Genomic DNA, 16,843 nt, shown 5'->3' with positions numbered 1-16,843 from the left:
TCTGTTTTGGATTGGAATGACCGAAAATTATGCTCCCGGTCTCATACGCCCGAAAGGACATAGTTCCGAGAATTAATCACATTTACACCTAGGACTGCATTGTCTGGACCTCTGCGGTACTTGCCGCCAGATTTCGCGATCTTGCTCATATTTTGGAGGACAGCACCCTGCTCAAATCCCGTTTAACACAGGGAGGCTAAATCGATGAAAAGGACCAGCCTTATACCCTTTACGCTCATATTTGCGGCGGAGCCTTCATTTGCAGTCGAGCGGCTAAATGTTGGTTCAACGACCTGCGCCGCCGCTCAGCAAGCTATTGCTCGCGATGGAGCCGCCATCCTGCGTTATCCATCGGACAGAGTACCTGGTATGATGCTTTACAAACGATATGTCCGTAACAACGCCCAATGCGATAGCGATGATCAAGCTGTGCTGACATCAGTCAAGACCGCTGACGAGCCAAGATGCCGACTGGCGCTTTGCCGATCATCTTCACACAATCAATCGCGGACGTCAGGTTCCCGATGACAAGTGTCGTCCCTGCCTAGTGATTGCTTGGGGACGGTGCTGTTCCTTCCGGGTACACCGGAGCGCCGTCTGAGAGACTAACGGCGCGCCGGCCAGAATGTTACGCCTTCACGAAGGCTAGTAGGTCGGGGTCCACTACATCGGCATGGGTCGTGCACATGCCGTGCGGCAAGTTCTTGTAGATCTTGAGCGTGCTGTTCTTAAGCGGAGTTGTCACATTATCGAGAGGAGAACGAACGACCGCTCTGCTGCCTGAGATCAGGCAATGGCACTCGTCACTATTTTCCAATGGGCCATGGCGCGGACACGATGAATGTGAGTGGCGAGCAGAGCGGCTGGACCTTGGTGCGCGGATCGTTAACTCCGTTGGCCAACACTTCCAAAGTGAAACCCCATCAGGCGCTTACAACTGGCCTCGGACACCTCGTCACAATGTGCTGGAGATACTTTCGTTGGTTTGAACCGGTCATTCGATTGGCAGGTGATTTGACCGCTTGACCTGCGTTAACGCAAAGCTTGTTTCAATCGACGCCACCTCCTCGAGCCGTGTCAACTTTTCTTTGAGAAAAGCCTCATACCCCGCAAGATCTCGAACCAGGACACGCAGCAAATAATCTCGCTGTCCGGTCATCAGGTAGCAATCCACGACTTCCGGCCAACGGCTGACTGCCTTGGCGAAACGGTCAAGGTCGTCCTCATGTTGTCGGGTGAGCTTGACTGAAGCAAAAGCACTGACTGACAACCCGAACTCGGTCTCGTCTATCACCGCAGCATAGCCTTTTATAACGCCAGTTTCCTCGAGAATTCTTACGCGGCGTGCGCATGGAGACGGTGATAGGCCGACCTGCTCAGCCAGCTGTTGTGCAGTCATGCGTCCATCGTTCTGCAGCAGGGAAATTATTTTTAGATCGATTCTGTCTAATTTTGCTTTTGGCATTTTTCACCAAGCGATGAGCATCAAGTAGCGTATCAAGCTACAGGGCACGCTCCATACATGCAAGATTGATTACTTCAGGCGCGGAAGACGGGATACAGTTTAAAGCATGTATTGCGGAGGCCCCGATGTCTGACACTATGTCGAGTTCCAAGATCGCGAATGTCGTCAAACGGCTCGACCTCACCACATTGCAGCTTTTCATTGCCATACACGAGGAGGGAAACCTTCGTCGGGCTTCAGAACGCGAAGCTATTGCGCCATCGGCGGTCAGCAAACGGCTGCACAGTCTGGAAGAGACACTGCAAGTCTCCTTGTTCGAGCGGACTCCGCAAGGCATGAAGCTAACGCCGGCGGGAGAAGCACTTCTACATCACGCGCGTCGGACACTGCTGAATATCGAGAAGATCGCAGTCGAGCTAAATGAGTACGCTGCCGGCGTACGCGGTCATGTCAGGATGCTGGCCAACCTTTCCGCCATTGTTGAATTTCTGCCGGACGATCTCCCAAAATTCTTCAACGAATATGCATCGCTTCGGCTCGATCTTCATGAGCGCCCGAGCGCCGATGTGGTTCGCGGTGTCGAGGATGGTGTCGCAGATATCGGCATCTGCTCCGACGATGTCGATATTCGGGGCCTTGAGCGTTTCGACTATCGGGAGGACCAGCTTGTCATCGTGGTACCCTCCAATCATCCGCTATCGGCTGCCAAGGATATCTTTTTTGCCGATACGCTAGACTTTGATCATGTCGCGTTGTTCGCAACGAGCTCAATCTATCTGAGATCACAGTATAGCGCCCAGCAAGTTGGCAAGTCGCTCAAACTCAGGATTCATGTTCCGGGCTTCGATGCGGTATGTCGTATGGTCCAAGCGGGCATGGGAGTGGGACTGATGCCGAACCGCGCCTTCGATGTCTTGAGCACGGGTATGGACATTAAAGCGTTGCCCCTCAGGGACATCTGGGCGGAGCGGCAGTTATCGGTGGTTGTCAAAAGCGTACATGATTTGCCCGTCGCCAGCCTCATGATGTTCAACCACCTCACCGGCAATCGAGAACAACACAGCTACCAATAGTTATTCCAGTCTCGACAGCCATTCGCAGCGATCCCACGCCAATTGGGAGCGCGTGCGGTCATATCCGCGATGCATCCGGTCGAGGCAGTGGGCGAAAGCCTTGGCAACCGTTCTCCAAACGAGAACAAGCGTTGAAAAATGACCATTGGACCTCGCGATCGGAATAGAGAACCATCCTCCAAATTGAAACGGAGGAGACTTCGCAATGAATGGACCCCTGATCGGGATCAAGGTTGTCGAATTCGGCACGCTTATCGCAGCACCATTTGCAGCGCGGTTGATGGCTGAATTTGGAGCGGATGTGATCAAAATCGAGCAACCGGGGAGCGGTGATCCGTTACGCAAATGGCGCAAGCTACATCAAGGCACATCGCTGTGGTGGTATCTCCAATCCCGTAACAAGCGCAGCATCGCGGTTGACCTCAAAACGCCTGAGGGTGTCGAAATTGCTCGCGAACTTGCCACGAGTGCAGATGTCATAATTGAAAATTTTCGCCCCGGTGGACTTGAGAAGCTCGGGCTCGGCTGGGAGACGCTGTCCGCCCTTAACCCCAACCTGACGATGGTTCGCATCTCTGGTTATGGCCAAACCGGCCCCTATCGTGATCAACCGGGTTTCGGCGCCATAGGCGAGGCAATGGGCGGGCTCCGCTATACGACAGGGGACGTTGATAGTCCTCCTGCTCGCGCGGGGATCAGTATTGGAGACAGCCTTGCATCGCTCCACGGAGTCATCGGAGCGCTGATGTCGCTTCTGCGTGTCAAGACTGGCCAAGGCAGGGGGCAGGTCGTCGATGTCTCGCTTTATGAAAGCGTCTTCAATCTCATGGAAAGTCTTGTTCCTGAGTATGATTTGATGGGGCACGTTCGAACGAGGACTGGTGGAGCGCTTCCCGGCATCGCGCCTTCGAACACCTATCCAACGGCAGATGGCGGCTATGTCGTCATTGCCGGCAATAGCGATGCGATCTTCAAGCGGTTGATGCGAGTGATCGATCGTATCGACCTCGCGGATGATCCGGCACTCGCGCAAAACGATGGACGTGTCGCGCAAGTCGAGATGCTCGACGCTGCCATTAGCACATGGACCCAAAGCCATCCCATCGCGGAAGTGCTGGAAAAACTGGCAGCTGCCGATGTTCCATCCAGTAAGATTTATTCCGTCGCCGATATAGTGACCGACCCGCATTACCTTGCGCGGGATATGATCCTCGAGACAAGCTTGCCCGGAGATATAAAGGTCAAGATGCCGGGCATCACGCCGAAGCTGTCAGAAACCCCCGGAGGTGTTCGATGGCCTGGCCCGATGCTCGGCGAACATACTGAAAGTGTTCTTGCTGACATGGGTTATGACGGGAAGGACGTTCAACATCTTCGCCGATCCGGAGTGATCCAATGATCCCGTTAGATGGCGTGACGATTCAAGAAGTTGGTCCGCGGGACGGCCTTCAGATCGAGCAACGATGGGTTCCGACAGGCGAGAAGATTGCCCTCGTAAACGCGATTGCGGATTCAGGTATCAAGCGGATCGAAGTCAGTTCGTTTGTCTCACCAAAGGCAATCCCTTCGCTGAAGGATGCATCCGAGGTCTTCGCCGGCATAAAGCGGCGGCCGAATACTATTTACTCTGCGCTCGTGCCGAACACCAAGGGTGCCGAGCGGGCCATCGACGCCAAAGCGGATGAATTGAATTTCGTTATGTCCGCGAGCGAAACACACAATTTCGCGAATATGGGTATGACACGAGAGCAGTCTTTCTTGGAACTGGGCTCGGTGGTTGCCATCGCAAACGGAGCCTCGATCAATGTCAATGCTACGATAGCTACCGCATTTGGATGCCCCTTCGAGGGGCCGCAACTGACTTCGAAAATCACCGACACAATCAAACGATATTTCGATCTTGGAGCCACCTCGATCACTTTGGCAGATACCACTGGCATGGCAAATCCCGTCCAGGTGACGACTTTGGTGGAGTTGTCGTTGGCTCTTGTCTCGCCTAACGACCTTACTTTGCATTTTCACAATACGCGCGGCCTTGGCCTTATCAATGTTGACGCAGCATTTCGTTCTGGCGCACGTCGTTTCGACAGTTCGTTGGGAGGGCTCGGAGGCTGCCCGTTTGCGCCCGGAGCTTCCGGCAATGTATGTACGGAGGACCTTGTGAATTTCTTTCACGAGATCGATGTCCCGACAGGGATTAATCTTCGCGAACTTTTGCGCCTTTCGGCAGAGCTGCCGAAACTGGTTGGTCACGAAACGCCGGGCCAGTTGGCGAAAGCGGGTCTCGCGAGTGATTTGCATCCGCAGCCAAACATCAAACGGTCTGCGTAAAATATCGGCGCTGCATCAGCGTCGCTCTTGGAGGAGTCGGAGGAAAAATGACCCTAACAATAATAGACTCGTCCGATCGCGCGGAAAGTGCATCGGCGGAAGACGGCGTTATACGGAAGATTGCCTGGCGGCTGATGCCGCTTATCATTGTCTGCTATTTTTTTGCCTTCTTCGATCGCATCAACATTAGCTTTGCAAAGACGGCATTACAGACTGATCTCGGCCTCAGCAATGCCGCATACGGGTTTGGCGCGAGCCTTTTCGTCCTTGGATATGTCCTGTTCGAGGTACCTAGCAATCTGCTTCTATACCGCTTCGGACCACGCCGTTGGATCGCAAGGATCATGATCTCGTGGGGCATAGCGACCGCGGCCATGATCTTCGTCCACACTGAATGGCAGTTCTATGCACTGCGATTCATCATCGGTGCAATGGAAGCTGGTTTCGCTCCAGGTATCATTTATTACCTTACCCTATGGTTTCCGAAGAAATACCGTGGGCGGATGACATCGACCTTCTTTTTGGCAACCGCCTTTTCGGGGATTATCGGCGCACCCGTCTCCGGCCTGGTGCTCAAGTACCTAGATGGCTCCCTCGGATTGGAGGGCTGGCGATGGCTCTTTCTCGTCGGCGGGCTCCCGTGTCTCCTCTTAGGCGCTATCGTGTTAATGCGGTTTGACGATCGAGTCGAAGACGCTAACTGGCTGAAACCAAGCGAACGAGCCCTCATTTCTGGCCAGTTGCGAAAGCAGTCAGAAGCGATTGGAAGGAGTTCATTCTGGCGTTCGCTAGCGGCGCCGGGGGTGCTCTTGCTCGGCTTTATCTATTTCCTCATTCAGATCGCTTCCTATGGCCTGAATTTTTGGGCTCCTGATCTCATCAAAACTGCTGGCAGCAACAATCCCGCCTTCACCGGCTTTTTGACCGCAGTTCCTTATATTTGCGGTGCAATCAGCATGATCGTCGTCGGCCGTCTTTCCGACAGTTCAGGTGAGCGGGCGAAGTTCGTGGCCGCGCTGATCTTCGCTGCCGCGTTGGGTTTTTTTGCTGCAGGCTATTTCGACAAGAACATCGTCATGCTCATATGCGCCTTGGCGCTCCTGGGAGCGGGTGTCGTAGCTGCCATTCCGACCTTCTGGACACTGCCTCCGAAGATGATGACTGGCGTTGAGGCCGCAGGTGGCATCGCGCTCATTAACACGCTCGGTCAATTGGGAGGTATCGTCAGTCCCAATCTGGTGGGGATTGTGAAAGATTACTCGGGCAGTACAACCCCAGCTCTTTATGTTATCGGAGCGCTTTGCTTGCTGTGTGGCGTAATCCTGCTCTTTGCAATGCCGGCTGCTCTTCGGTCTAACGATCGCGTAAGCTCAGGCTGAGTGTGCAGAGCGGGCGCTTGTGCGCCCGCTCCAAACATTGCGGTTGTTCGAAGTTTGGAATAACTGACAAACTCCGATCTTGGATGACCACCTTCCGTAGGCTCTCAAGACGACCGACCTTGGTGCGCGGATCGTTAATCGCGTTGGCATAGGTGATCGGCAAGTGCAATAACTGGTTTTTTGCAACGATGCCTTTCAAACACAATGCCGCTCGCCGCCATCGTATTGGCAAGATGGAGTTCAAGGTGACGAACTGGGCAGAGTACGAGGCAGGCCTTCGCCGGCGTGGCAGCCTGACGCTGTGGATAACCGCGGAAGCTTTGTCGTCGTGGGGGGCGCCGAAGCGGACGACGCGCGGCGGTCAACCGCGCTATTCCGATCTTGCGATCGAGACCGCTCTGACGCTGGGCCTGGTGTTCGGCTGGCGGCTGCGCCAGACGGAGGGTTTGCTGGCATCGGTGCTGAAGCTGATGGGATTGGATCTCGCCGTCCCCGATCACACGACGCTGAGCCGACGGGCACGGAGGGGTCGATCATTTGACAGACGGCGAGGCCGCTCCGTTTCAGCAGAAGGGCCTGTGCACGTCCTCATCGACAGCACCGGGCTTGAAGTCTACGGCGCGGGCCAGTGGTTGGAGGAGAAGCACGGTGCCAGATCTCGTCGCAGTTGGCGGAAGTTGCATCTGGCGCTGGATGCCGACAGCGGCGAGATCATCGCCCATGTCATGACCGACCAAGACGCTGGTGACGCCTCGCAGGTGGAGCCGCTACTCGACCAGATCGACGCTCAGATCGGTCAGTTCACGGCCGATGGAGCCTATGACGGTAACCCGACTTACGACACCGTCGTCAAGCACAGCGCCGATGCTGCCGTTGTCATTCCGCCCCGCGCCAACGCGGTGGAAAGGCCGGACACCGAGCTGTCCTACTCAACGAGACCAACATATCGCGGCGATCAACACGGACGGACGAATGAAGTGGCAGACTGCGACTGGCTGCGGCAAGCGTTCGCTGGTCGAGGCTGCGATCGGTCGCTACAAGTCGATCATCGGTGGCCGATTGCGCGCACGAACCTTCGGAGCGCAACAGACCGCGGTTGCCATCGGCTGCGCCGTTCTCAATCGGATGCTCGCGTGCGCACACCCGAAATCCATCCGTCGCATTGCAACCACCTCGTAAACGACGGCATCAAAGATCAGAGTCCGAAAACTCTCCGATCCCCGCGCCAACGCTGTGGTCATGCACAAAAGTTCGGTTCAAGTTGCGTTTTACATTGTGGGTTTGGTCGTAGCGATGACCGCACTGGCGTTCGCCTTGCGAATGGGACACACCCCGCCGTCGATCCACATTTAGAAATCTGAGCCACGCCTCGGCAGCCCGCGATAATTCAGCGGCGGCGCCTGGCGCAGTGGGAGAGGCGGAACCGTGTCCACTACACCGGTAGCGCCGAATAGCCTAACTGTTAAATGACGAGGAGACAGTCTGGTCATCATGGCATCGGCCCTCGTATGCTCCTCCGGGGCAAGAACGCCACCGTTGAATTCAACGTCCCGTTTGTGGCTTCCTTCAATCGTCAGATCCAATACCGACGTCTGCCGTTCTCCGGACGAGGTCGCGGCGGGCTCAGCCGCGACCTCGTCCGTATCAATCCTTCGTGACAAACCGTCTTACGTTCCAGACGCCTCGGCGCGCTGCTTCCGGTACTGCACGGTCGGCAGCCCACCCCAGCCCCAGTTGTCTAGGTCAACCTCCTCGATCACGACATAGGTCGATTCCAAAGGCTTGTTGAGGACGTCGAGCAGAACCTCGCTGACGCCTGCGATGATGGCGGCTTTTTCTTCCGCTGTGACTGAATTTCGGTCTGAGGTCGATCCCTCGCGGGTGACCTGTACGGTGACGATCGGCATGGCTTCCTCCTTTCGAAAGCTTTGGTTTGATAGTGTGATGCGCTGGCGCAAGCGGCCTTGCGCCGCACGTGGTGGTGGTCCGGACAGAGGCTGGGCCACCACCTTGTTCAGCCTACCAGCGGCCGGCGTTCGAGCCGCCGTCGATATGAAGGATCTCGCCCGTGATGAAGTTCGCGTTCTCGAGGTAGAGGACTGCATCGACGATGTCGCGAATTTCGCCCATACGGCCGACCGGATTCAGCGCAGAGAGGAATTCGTGCTTTTCAGGCGCGTGCATCGGCGTCTTGATGATGCCGGGCGAAACAGCGTTGACACGTACGCCCGTCTTCGCGAACTCGATTGCAAGCCCCTGCGTCACCGCATTCAGGCCGCCCTTGGTAATCGAGGCAAGCGCGGCCGGAACGCCGGCGATCGGCTGGTTGACGAGGCTCGTCGTGATGTTCACGATATGGCCGGAGCCCTGTTTCAACATCTCCCTGGCGGCACGCTGCGTGATATGGAAGAAGCCGGCGACATTGACGCCGATGTTGTGGTCGAAATCCTCCTGCGTGAACTCGACAAAGGGTTTCGCGAGGAAGACGCCGGCGTTGTTGACAAGCGTATCGACGCGTCCGAAGCGCTCCAGCGCTTCCCTAACGACGCGCTCCGCCGTTTCCGGGTTCACGATATCCCCGGCGACCGTGTGAACGCCTTCGTCGGAACTCTGCTTGATCGACCGCGCCGTCGCGACGACGCGATAGGCACGCTCGCGGTATGCCCGCACCAGTCCTTCCCCAATGCCCTGGGAAGCACCGGTGATGATGGCGACCTTCTGTTGACTGCTCATGATGTGCATCCTTTCAAGTACAGCGGCTTAGATTTCGGAGCCGCCCTACGCCCTCGGCGTCGGTGCTACTGATTTAGATGCATACGATGTTCGGGAGAATTGCTGGCGATTGGCAGACAATCGTCCGGTTTTCGGCATAATCACAGCATTGAACCTGCTTCGGCCGCTATGCGGGCGAGTTCAACGCGGAGGCGGGGAACCGCAAAATCTATGAAGGCTCGCACCTTCGGCACGGACGTGCGGCCCTGGGGCGTCAGCAGATGGACAGGAAGCGCAGGAAACTCGTCGTCCGCAAGCACGATCTTCAACTGGCCGTCCCGAACGTACTTCGCGACGTGATAGGAATATAGCCTCGTCAGGCCAACGCCCGCCGCGGCCGACGCCGCGGCGGCGCGCACGCTGTTCACCACATAGCGCGGCGTGAAATGGACCGTTCTCGGAATCGAAGATCCTTTCGCCGGATTGAAGCTCCAGGACTCCAGCCCGAAGTTGCTGAACGCGATGATCTGGTGCTTGGTAAGGTCGGCCGGCTCTACGATGCTCGGATTGCTGGCGAGGTAGCGCGGCGACGCCACGATCACACGCCTGACGTCACCGCCGATCCGGGTCGAAATATGAGACGAGTCGGTTAGGTTGCCGATGCGAAGCGCGAGGTCCACACCCTCGTCGACGAGGTTTACGAACCGATCCAGCATCAGAAAGCGAACGGAGACGCTGGGATGGAGTTCGAGAAAGTCGTCCAGAATGGGCCGCAGGACCTCCTCGCCCAGAATCGGAGGCGCGGAGATGGTCAACGTACCCCGAGGCGACGCGCGCTCCCCGCCGGCAACCATGTCGGCGTCCTCGAGGTCGACGAGCACGCGCCGGCAGGCAGCTGCATAGCGCTGCCCGGCCTCGCTGAGCTTGAGACTTCGGGTGGTACGATGCAGCAGCTCGACGCCGACATGCGCCTCCAGCGAGCTCAATGCCCGGCTGATCGCCGTCGGAGACCGCCTCAGCTTGCGAGCGGCGCCTGCAAGGCTACCCTCGTCCACCGCGGTGATAAACACTTTCATTGCATCGATACGATCCATTTCCGAGCTCCGCAGACGCTGACTTGCGAACTACTCATCCCCGGATTTTCCTCCGACGTAAATATCCCTGCACTTCGCTGAGCCTAGGCTGCAGGGGTCGGAGCAGTTGGCGTAACGTAGAATCCGCGTTCTTTGCAGTGAAACGAAACTGTATTACAACCAGATCCATCGTCTTGGTGGCCGTCATGGATAGACTTGATGCGATGCGGGTGCTGCTTGCCGTCGTGGACGCCGGGAGCATCTCCGCCGGAAGCAGGAGGCTCAATGCTCCGTTGCCCAGCGTCAGCCGCAAGGTGGCCGACTTGGAGCGGTTCCTCGGCGCAAACCTCATCGTTCGTACAAGCCGGAACCTGCAGCTTACCGACGCCGGGCGCGAATATGTCGAGGCTGCACGAAAGATCATGGCTGACCTCGAGGAGGCGGAAAGACGCGCGTCAGGGGAATATCAGACGCCGCGTGGAACCTTGACGATCACCATGCCGGTCGAGTTCGGAAACCGATACGTCCTCCCGATCGTCCTGAGCTACATGGAGAGGCACGCGGAGGTGTCATTGAACCTGTTGTCTCTCGACCGCTCGGTTCATCTGGTCAACGAGCAGGTCGACATCGCCATTCGTCTCGGCGACCTTGAGGACAGTTCCTTGTATGCTGTCAAGGCGGGCGAGTTCCATCTGCTCACCTGCGCCAGCCCCGGATACCTGGCGAAGCGTGGAATTCCCGCACATCCTGGCGATCTGTCAGGACACGACGGGATCATTTTCAACAACCGCACGTTCTTTTGGACGTTCCAGGTTGACGGGGCTCCTGTCGAGGCCCTGCCGCGGACTCGTCTCGAGGTCAATACGGCGGCCAACTGTGTCGCCGCAGCGCTAGGTGGGGCGGGCATAGCGCGCCTCTTCGACTACCAGATTCCGGAACACTTACGATCTGGTGACCTTGTACCGATCCTGACGGAGTATGACGGGCCGCCCCGACCAATCCACATCGTCTACTCCCGACAGGGCCCGCTCACCTTGAAGGTGCGGTCCTTCATCGACTGGGCATTGCCGCGGCTTCGTGAAACCAGCGGCAGCTACGGGAACGCCGGCCAATCGGACGCAATGCGCTCATCTGGCTGATGCGCGCACCTCGTCGACAGTCCGCGCCGGCTTCTGAAGATGCGGGTAATGTCCCGTGCCGGGAAGAACATCGAGCCTTGCTTCGATTCTCTTGGCGAGCTCGACGCCCATGTCCTTGTTGATGTACAGATCCTTCTCGCCCCAGACTACCTTGATCGGAGTCTTCAGCTTGTCGAGGTTGGCTTCGAGGAAGTCCTGATCGCGTGTGAACTTGGCGTAGTAGTGGTAGAAGGCGTCGGCCGAAGTCAGATCGCCATGGGACCACCCACGGTTCATATCTTCCTGGACGTCTGTCGGAAGATCAAACTGCTCCTCCTTCGAGAGGCCCCGCCTGTAGACGTTCGTCAATATCTCCGCGCTGGTCTTGTTCATGTAGGCACGGGTCTGTGAGGCGGACGGCTCCGTCTTCAGGTTCTGCAGGCTCTCGTACATGTATTCGGGCCGGTTGAATGGCGCGAAGTCGCCGACGACGATGTTCTTGGCGATATCCGGCTCTTCGATCGCAAGAAGCAGCGCGGGCAGGGCACCGATATCCGTTGCGTAGATCGTCAGCTTCGACCGATCGATGCCGGCCCTCTCGATGTAGGCCTTCAGAACGTCCGCGTAGTCCGTGGGCGCATAGGAGAACTTTTCGACCGCAGGTCTTGTGGACTGTCCAAATCCCGGCCAGTCGAAGGCGTGGACTTCAAATTCGTCGCCCAGCGCCATGGAGATATCCTTCCAGACGAACAAGGTTTCGGGAAAGCCGTGAAGAAAGAGCACTGTTCCTTTTGGGTTCACCGAGTGGACGACCATCCTTCTCAGCGTGATGTCCTTAGTGACCTCCACGAAGCCAATTTCGGCCTTTTGGCCGGAAGACGCGGCATGTCCCAGCGATGTCGAGGTGCCGAACACCACGGCGGCCGTCAGCAAGTTCGTGATCAATTCCGTCGGCATTTGAGCATTCCTTCGATTTCGACGAGCGGCATGTTGCTTACCGCTAAAATCGAACATCACCGACCCGTCCGGTAGAGCGAGAATGCGAGAGGAAGCCTCTTGAATTCGGCAAGGCCCGCACTGGGCGAGGTCGAGCTAAAAGGATTGCGAAAGGAACAATGCCATGTGAACCAAGGAACGGATGGTCTGCGTCGGTGATGCTGGAGCGGATGCCGAAAAGCGCGCGCATTCTTGGGCGACGTCCCGCTCTAGCATTTACCGACAGGCAGGTTCTCCTCGACGATCTGAACAAAGGTGTTCCGCGGGAGGAGACCGGGGACGATCCTTCCGCCGACCAGCCATGCCGGAGTGCCGTGAACACCCGCCCGCCTACCGAGCATCTCCGTTTCGTTCACCAACAGATAGGCGGTCTGGTCGTCCAATGCTTGGCTCATGTCATCGACACTGACGCCGGCTCTACGCGCGCGCTCGCTCACGACGTCCTGACTGCCGATATCTTTTCTTTCGGCGAAATGGGCAGCAAAGAGCGATTTTGAAAATTCGCGGAACGCGTTCGGCTGGTTGCGCCTGACCCATTCCGCAGCCGCCAGGGCAAGGCGGCTATTGGGCAAGCGCTCGGGCCAATTTAGCCGCAGGCCCGCCTCGTCGGCTTCTTTCTGGAGTCTTTCGTACATCTCTCCGCTCCGCGGCCCCACGAGTTTTCCGCCAATCGGGATCTCCGGGTGGATTTCAAATGCGAGATCAACGACCGCAAATCCGTGATCCTCGAAAATCGCGTCGCGCGTCTGCCCAATGTAACAGAAAGGACAGATGAAATCGTACCAATGAAGAACCGTCTGAGGGTCTACTGGCTGGCCGATGATTGCGGCGATCCCGCCGGATGTCTGTGAAGGTCCTTGGTCGTTCATCGTGATCCTCTACGCGTAGCCGAGTACAGCGAAAAGCCTTTTCATCCGTGACGGGGTAGTTCATTCTCGCCAACGATGAAATGCACTGTCACCAAAATAGATTTACCTTACCGCTCGGCAATCCTGCGTAGGCTCGCCTCTGGGGAGCTTTCACCAGAGGATGTGAGTAGATGGCAGAGACTTGGCGGCTCGCCGATCAGACGCCCGGCACAGGCGTGCAGATCACGGATTGGCCTGCGTGGGAAGCCGTCAAGCTACTTGCGGGGCCAAACTTTCCAAGACTGGCTGGAAAGCCTCAAGGCCGCGCCGCTTCCGCCTGAAGGGCCGACAACTCGTTAATGAGTTGACGTCCTAAAGGGCACACCAGCAGCGGAGACTTTTTGGACAGTATGGGCGCAGACGCGACTTCGCCCGATGACCGCTTCCGGCCCGAAACGCTCATCACCGATGGAGGCAAGAGCCGTTGTTGCATACGGGGAGGCGCATCTGAAAATTGCTAAATACAACCTCAGGCCTTCAGCGCATGGGCACTAGCCGACGCATATCCTTGTCCAGCCCGCGAATGGGTGGACAAGCCCGGCGTCTGTGAGGCCGATAATGAAAGTTCCCCAAACTAGGTCGCCAGCGAGAGGCGCGCGAGCGTCAGGCGGGATAGACCCCGCGAAAAGGGCCGACGATTGGGTCGAGGGTCGCTACCTCGATCGCTATAAACCAGCCCGCTGGCGGGAACAGGACGGCGGCGGCGTCGAGACCGACAAGCCGGAGTTAGCTGATACCGCCGAGCGCGTTGCGTGTGCTCTATTTCCACGGTAGTTTAAGGGATGCTAATCCGGCCCGCGAGCAATGATGATCGAAGCGCCATCTGGCGGATCATTGGTCCGGCAATTCGCGCCGGCGAGACTTATGCACTCGACCCCAATCTTAGCAAAAGCGATGCACTGGCTTACTGGATGGGTTCGGACCGTGAAACGTTCGTCGCGGAAGAGAATGGCCTGATCCTCGGAACATACTACATACGCGCGAACCAGGCGGGCGGCGGACGACATGTTTGCAACTGCGGTTATATGACAGACACAGCGGCAAGTGGCCGAGGTGTGGCCAGGCAAATGCACGAGCACTCACTTGCGCATGCTCGCGCGAAGGGCTTTCGGGCAATGCAGTTCAACTTCGTCATCAGTAGCAACGAACGCGCGGTGCGGCTATGGCAGTCTCTTGGGTTTGAGATTGTCGGGCGGCTTCCTGAAGTCTTCCTTCATCCTTCGCGCGGTTACGTCGACGCCTTCGTTATGTTTCGCACGCTCTAAGGGGAGCGACCCGAAGGCTACGTGCCCGCTGAGTAAGCAGCCAATCCCACCCGCCCCTAACCCGGCGCGGGCTTGCTATCGGTCGAGTGTCTTAGCAACCGACAGAATCATGTCTTTGAGATGTAGAGGAAGCGCTTGGGCTCGTTCCGAGGACTCTTGAGCAATCGTAATCGCCGCCATCTCCGCGGCCCTTAAATGACCGGCCCGAGCGGGGCTGCGACCGCTTTCGATATCTTGGTAGCTGCGAAATGGCATGCCCATGTAGTTGGCGAAATCTCGCTGCGTTAGATTAAAATCGGCGCGAAGCTATCGCTGCCGACTAAGTCTCTGCATGTCGACAACGCGGCCGTCGCGTTGACGAATTGCGATCTCGAAGCGTGTATTGCCGCGCCAGGCGCGATAGACGAAGAACCTGCTTCGGCAATCGATGCGACGAATATCCCGGAAGCCGCGATTACGGAGCAGGCGCTCCCCCTGACTGCAGGTTATCCCGCGACCTCTATTGAGATCGGTGCCGACCCCGATGTTGATGTTGATATTGGTTTGAGCGTTTGCCTCACGTGGAACTGTCACCGGCGATACCGCCATCATCACGGCAACCACCGATGAGACGAGCGAAGACCTGAGTAACATTTTAACGAGCTTCATAGTCATCCCCGAGGTTGACCCATGTCAGTTCCAAAGAACGCCCAGCATGAGAGCATGGCCCAGCGACTCTCGCAAGGAGATGCGACCGCCTACTGCAACCGGCTGATCACACAGCAATTTTTAATCGCGGCTTCCGCCTTGGGCGGCATGTTCGTCTGGCGACTGTTCGGTGCGCGTCGCCAGACATTTCTGTTTCGGTACAGACGACTATTTGCCGGTCGTTATGACCATCCGGAACCGCGCCGCGCCACTCATCATCCGCTCATAGGCTTCTGCAGCCCGCTCGAGCGGCATTGTTTCGATCATTGGCCGAATGTTGGCGAGGGCGCTGAAAGCCAGAGTGTCCTCCGAGTCAATCGAGGTCCCAGACGGCCATCCCTGAATGCCGCGGCGGCCGCCAATTAACAGAAACGGGGAGACCTCGATCGGATCGGGTGAAGCGCCAACCACGATCATCTTGCCATCAACGGCCAGCCCGCCAAGCACCGCGCTCATCGCCTGCGAATTGGTAACGGTGGACAGGATCACGCGGGCTCCACCCAGCTTGCTTAGCTCGGCGGCCACATCCTGGGCCGTGCTGTCGAGGTAGTGATGGGCACCAAGCTTGCGCGCCAACGGCTCCTTGTCGGCGCCGCGTGCGATGGCGACCGTGCGACAGCCCATCTTCGCGGCGAATTGCACCCCAAGGTGACCGAGACCGCCAATACCAAGCACTGCAACCGTATCGCCCGCACGAACGCCGCTGTTGCGCAATGCGTTGTAGGTCGTGATCCCAGCGCATAGAAGGGGTGCGGCCTCGGCTGCCTCGAGCTCATCCGGGATTGCAGCCAGCGCTTCGAAAGGCGCAACCATGTAGTCAGCATAGCCGCCGTCATAGCTGATCCCCGGAATTTGCGCGTTCTCACAGGTTATGAAATCGCCGCGTCGGCAGGAGCGACAATGCCCGCAATGGCCGCCATGCCAGCCGACCCCGATGCGCTGGCCAGGCTGCCAATTGGGCACCCGTTCGCCGACTTTCTTGATAACTCCGACCACTTCGTGGCCTGGTACGCGCGGGTAGGCAATGCCGGGAAATGCCCCCATCACCGTAAAGGCGTCGCTATGACATATTCCGCACGCCTGGACCTTGATCAAAACCTGGCCGGCAGCGGGGTTCGGAACCTCGCGTTCGACAAGTTCTAACGGTCCGTTGGCGTTTTTTACTTCAACAGCGCGCATGCTTGGCATGGAACCCTCCTCAGATTTCGTTACCTCATGTTCAGCAGGCATTGTCATCGCCCTTACCACAGCAGGCTTTGGCATGCGTGGCGGCATCTAGTGCGCTGGAGGCTCTTCTTCAATCCGCTGACTGCCGCCGAGCACACGGGCTGGGCAGGCGGCAAGGGGGACGATCTTTGAAATCAATCCACGGCAAATGGACGAATATTTCCCCGGCGTACGCTTCGATCGGTTGGAGATCGAAATCACCGATGCGCCCCGTGACATCAGTTCTTAGATCGCGTTTGCCTTGGTTGAACAGCCCGGCGGGCAAAACTACCTTCGACCGGGATCCACCAGTCATCAACGAAAAGCAAGTGAACTTCCGTTGAGTTACCTCATTACCGAAGCGCGTTTCTTTGGTAGCGGTAGCCCCTAGTGCAAGGCGACCTTTGGCGACTAAGGTCCGAACGCTTGAGGTTCGGACTCACGCATTGCCAATTGCAAAGACCATCGCATGTGCCTTGAGTGGAAGCCGCAACGTCCGCTTCTGATGCTGTGGACGGCTCCTCCGCCGGCATCGCGATGTGCCAAGATTGCGGTGTTGCTAGGAACCGCATGGGAGGAGCCATCCATGGAAGAGATTACCACGATTGGACTCGACATTGCTAAGTCGGT

At 57.5% G+C, this 16,843-nt stretch carries 15 protein-coding genes and 3 pseudogenes; 8 read left to right on the top strand and 10 right to left on the bottom strand.

Features of this window, described 5'->3' with window-relative positions; all coding sequences use genetic code 11:
* Nucleotides 1-628: 628 nt before the first annotated feature.
* Nucleotides 629-733: pseudogene (locus HGP14_RS35575) on the bottom strand (alpha/beta hydrolase); the annotation flags it as partial.
* 261 nt (nt 734-994) lie between these two features.
* Nucleotides 995-1,465 carry an Lrp/AsnC family transcriptional regulator gene (locus HGP14_RS21590; protein ID WP_168831947.1) on the bottom strand — a complete coding sequence of 157 codons (471 nt, stop codon included), beginning with the start codon at nt 1,463-1,465 and terminating at the stop codon, nt 995-997.
* 125 nt (nt 1,466-1,590) lie between these two features.
* On the opposite strand from HGP14_RS21590, the gene HGP14_RS21585 reads away from it, so the two are divergent.
* The 5 genes and pseudogenes from HGP14_RS21585 (at nt 1,591) to HGP14_RS21565 (ending at nt 7,427) form a co-directional block, all read left to right on the top strand.
* Nucleotides 1,591-2,538, top strand: a complete 948-nt coding sequence (locus HGP14_RS21585) for a LysR family transcriptional regulator (protein ID WP_246704528.1) — start codon at nt 1,591-1,593, stop codon at nt 2,536-2,538.
* 205 nt (nt 2,539-2,743) lie between these two features.
* Nucleotides 2,744-3,937, top strand: a complete 1,194-nt coding sequence (locus HGP14_RS21580; RefSeq protein WP_168831946.1) for a CaiB/BaiF CoA transferase family protein — start codon at nt 2,744-2,746, stop codon at nt 3,935-3,937.
* Nucleotides 3,934-4,869, top strand: a complete 936-nt coding sequence (locus HGP14_RS21575; protein WP_205927271.1) for a hydroxymethylglutaryl-CoA lyase — start codon at nt 3,934-3,936, stop codon at nt 4,867-4,869. Before HGP14_RS21580 ends, HGP14_RS21575 begins: the two co-directional genes overlap by 4 nt.
* 47 nt (nt 4,870-4,916) lie before the next feature.
* A complete protein-coding gene (locus tag HGP14_RS21570; protein WP_168831945.1) occupies nt 4,917-6,248 on the top strand; it encodes an MFS transporter in 1,332 nt (443 codons plus the stop codon).
* A gap of 188 nt (nt 6,249-6,436) precedes the next feature.
* Nucleotides 6,437-7,427: pseudogene (locus HGP14_RS21565) on the top strand (IS5 family transposase).
* Nucleotides 7,428-7,915: 488 nt separating this feature from the next.
* Here the strand turns inward: HGP14_RS21565 and HGP14_RS21560 are convergent.
* The 3 genes from HGP14_RS21560 to HGP14_RS21550 all read right to left on the bottom strand — a co-directional run bounded on the left by HGP14_RS21560 (nt 7,916) and on the right by HGP14_RS21550 (nt 10,054).
* Nucleotides 7,916-8,155 (bottom strand): 4-oxalocrotonate tautomerase family protein, encoded by a 240-nt coding sequence (locus HGP14_RS21560; RefSeq protein WP_168831944.1) that lies wholly within the window; start codon nt 8,153-8,155, stop codon nt 7,916-7,918.
* Nucleotides 8,156-8,267: 112 nt separating this feature from the next.
* A complete protein-coding gene (locus tag HGP14_RS21555) occupies nt 8,268-8,981 on the bottom strand; it encodes an SDR family NAD(P)-dependent oxidoreductase (protein WP_168831943.1) in 714 nt (237 codons plus the stop codon).
* Nucleotides 8,982-9,121: 140 nt separating this feature from the next.
* Nucleotides 9,122-10,054: a LysR family transcriptional regulator gene (locus tag HGP14_RS21550; RefSeq protein WP_168831942.1), complete on the bottom strand. Its 933-nt coding sequence runs from the start codon at nt 10,052-10,054 to the stop codon at nt 9,122-9,124.
* A gap of 185 nt (nt 10,055-10,239) precedes the next feature.
* Here HGP14_RS21550 and HGP14_RS21545 point away from each other — a divergent pair, with 185 nt between their 5' ends.
* A complete protein-coding gene (locus tag HGP14_RS21545) occupies nt 10,240-11,172 on the top strand; it encodes a LysR family transcriptional regulator (RefSeq protein ID WP_168831941.1) in 933 nt (310 codons plus the stop codon).
* Here HGP14_RS21545 and HGP14_RS21540 read toward each other — a convergent pair.
* Nucleotides 11,161-12,108, bottom strand: a complete 948-nt coding sequence (locus HGP14_RS21540) for an alpha/beta fold hydrolase (RefSeq protein ID WP_168831940.1) — start codon at nt 12,106-12,108, stop codon at nt 11,161-11,163. The genes HGP14_RS21545 and HGP14_RS21540 overlap by 12 nt on opposite strands.
* A gap of 248 nt (nt 12,109-12,356) precedes the next feature.
* The gene (locus HGP14_RS21535) at nt 12,357-13,016 is read right to left on the bottom strand and encodes a DsbA family protein (protein WP_168831939.1); all 660 of its coding nucleotides are present in this window, start codon (nt 13,014-13,016) and stop codon (nt 12,357-12,359) included.
* 170 nt (nt 13,017-13,186) lie between these two features.
* Here HGP14_RS21535 and HGP14_RS21530 point away from each other — a divergent pair, with 170 nt between their 5' ends.
* Nucleotides 13,187-13,336 (top strand): hypothetical protein, encoded by a 150-nt coding sequence (locus tag HGP14_RS21530; protein WP_168831938.1) that lies wholly within the window; start codon nt 13,187-13,189, stop codon nt 13,334-13,336.
* Nucleotides 13,337-13,837: 501 nt separating this feature from the next.
* Entirely contained in the window at nt 13,838-14,320 is a 483-nt protein-coding gene (locus tag HGP14_RS21525; RefSeq protein ID WP_168831937.1) for a GNAT family N-acetyltransferase, read from the top strand.
* 75 nt (nt 14,321-14,395) lie between these two features.
* Here the strand turns inward: HGP14_RS21525 and HGP14_RS36680 are convergent.
* The 3 genes and pseudogenes from HGP14_RS36680 to HGP14_RS21515 all read right to left on the bottom strand — a co-directional run.
* Nucleotides 14,396-14,614: pseudogene (locus HGP14_RS36680) on the bottom strand (XRE family transcriptional regulator); the annotation flags it as partial.
* A 12-nt stretch (nt 14,615-14,626) separates the two neighbouring features.
* Nucleotides 14,627-14,968, bottom strand: a complete 342-nt coding sequence (locus HGP14_RS21520; RefSeq protein WP_168831936.1) for a hypothetical protein — start codon at nt 14,966-14,968, stop codon at nt 14,627-14,629.
* Nucleotides 14,969-15,175: 207 nt separating this feature from the next.
* Nucleotides 15,176-16,195: an alcohol dehydrogenase gene (locus HGP14_RS21515; RefSeq protein ID WP_168831935.1), complete on the bottom strand. Its 1,020-nt coding sequence runs from the start codon at nt 16,193-16,195 to the stop codon at nt 15,176-15,178.
* Nucleotides 16,196-16,843 lie beyond the last annotated feature (648 nt).

This window comes from Rhizobium sp. P32RR-XVIII, assembly GCF_012641395.1.
In the GTDB taxonomy this organism is placed as follows: domain Bacteria; phylum Pseudomonadota; class Alphaproteobacteria; order Rhizobiales; family Rhizobiaceae; genus Rhizobium.
This window is presented reverse-complemented; position numbering and strand designations above follow the sequence as displayed.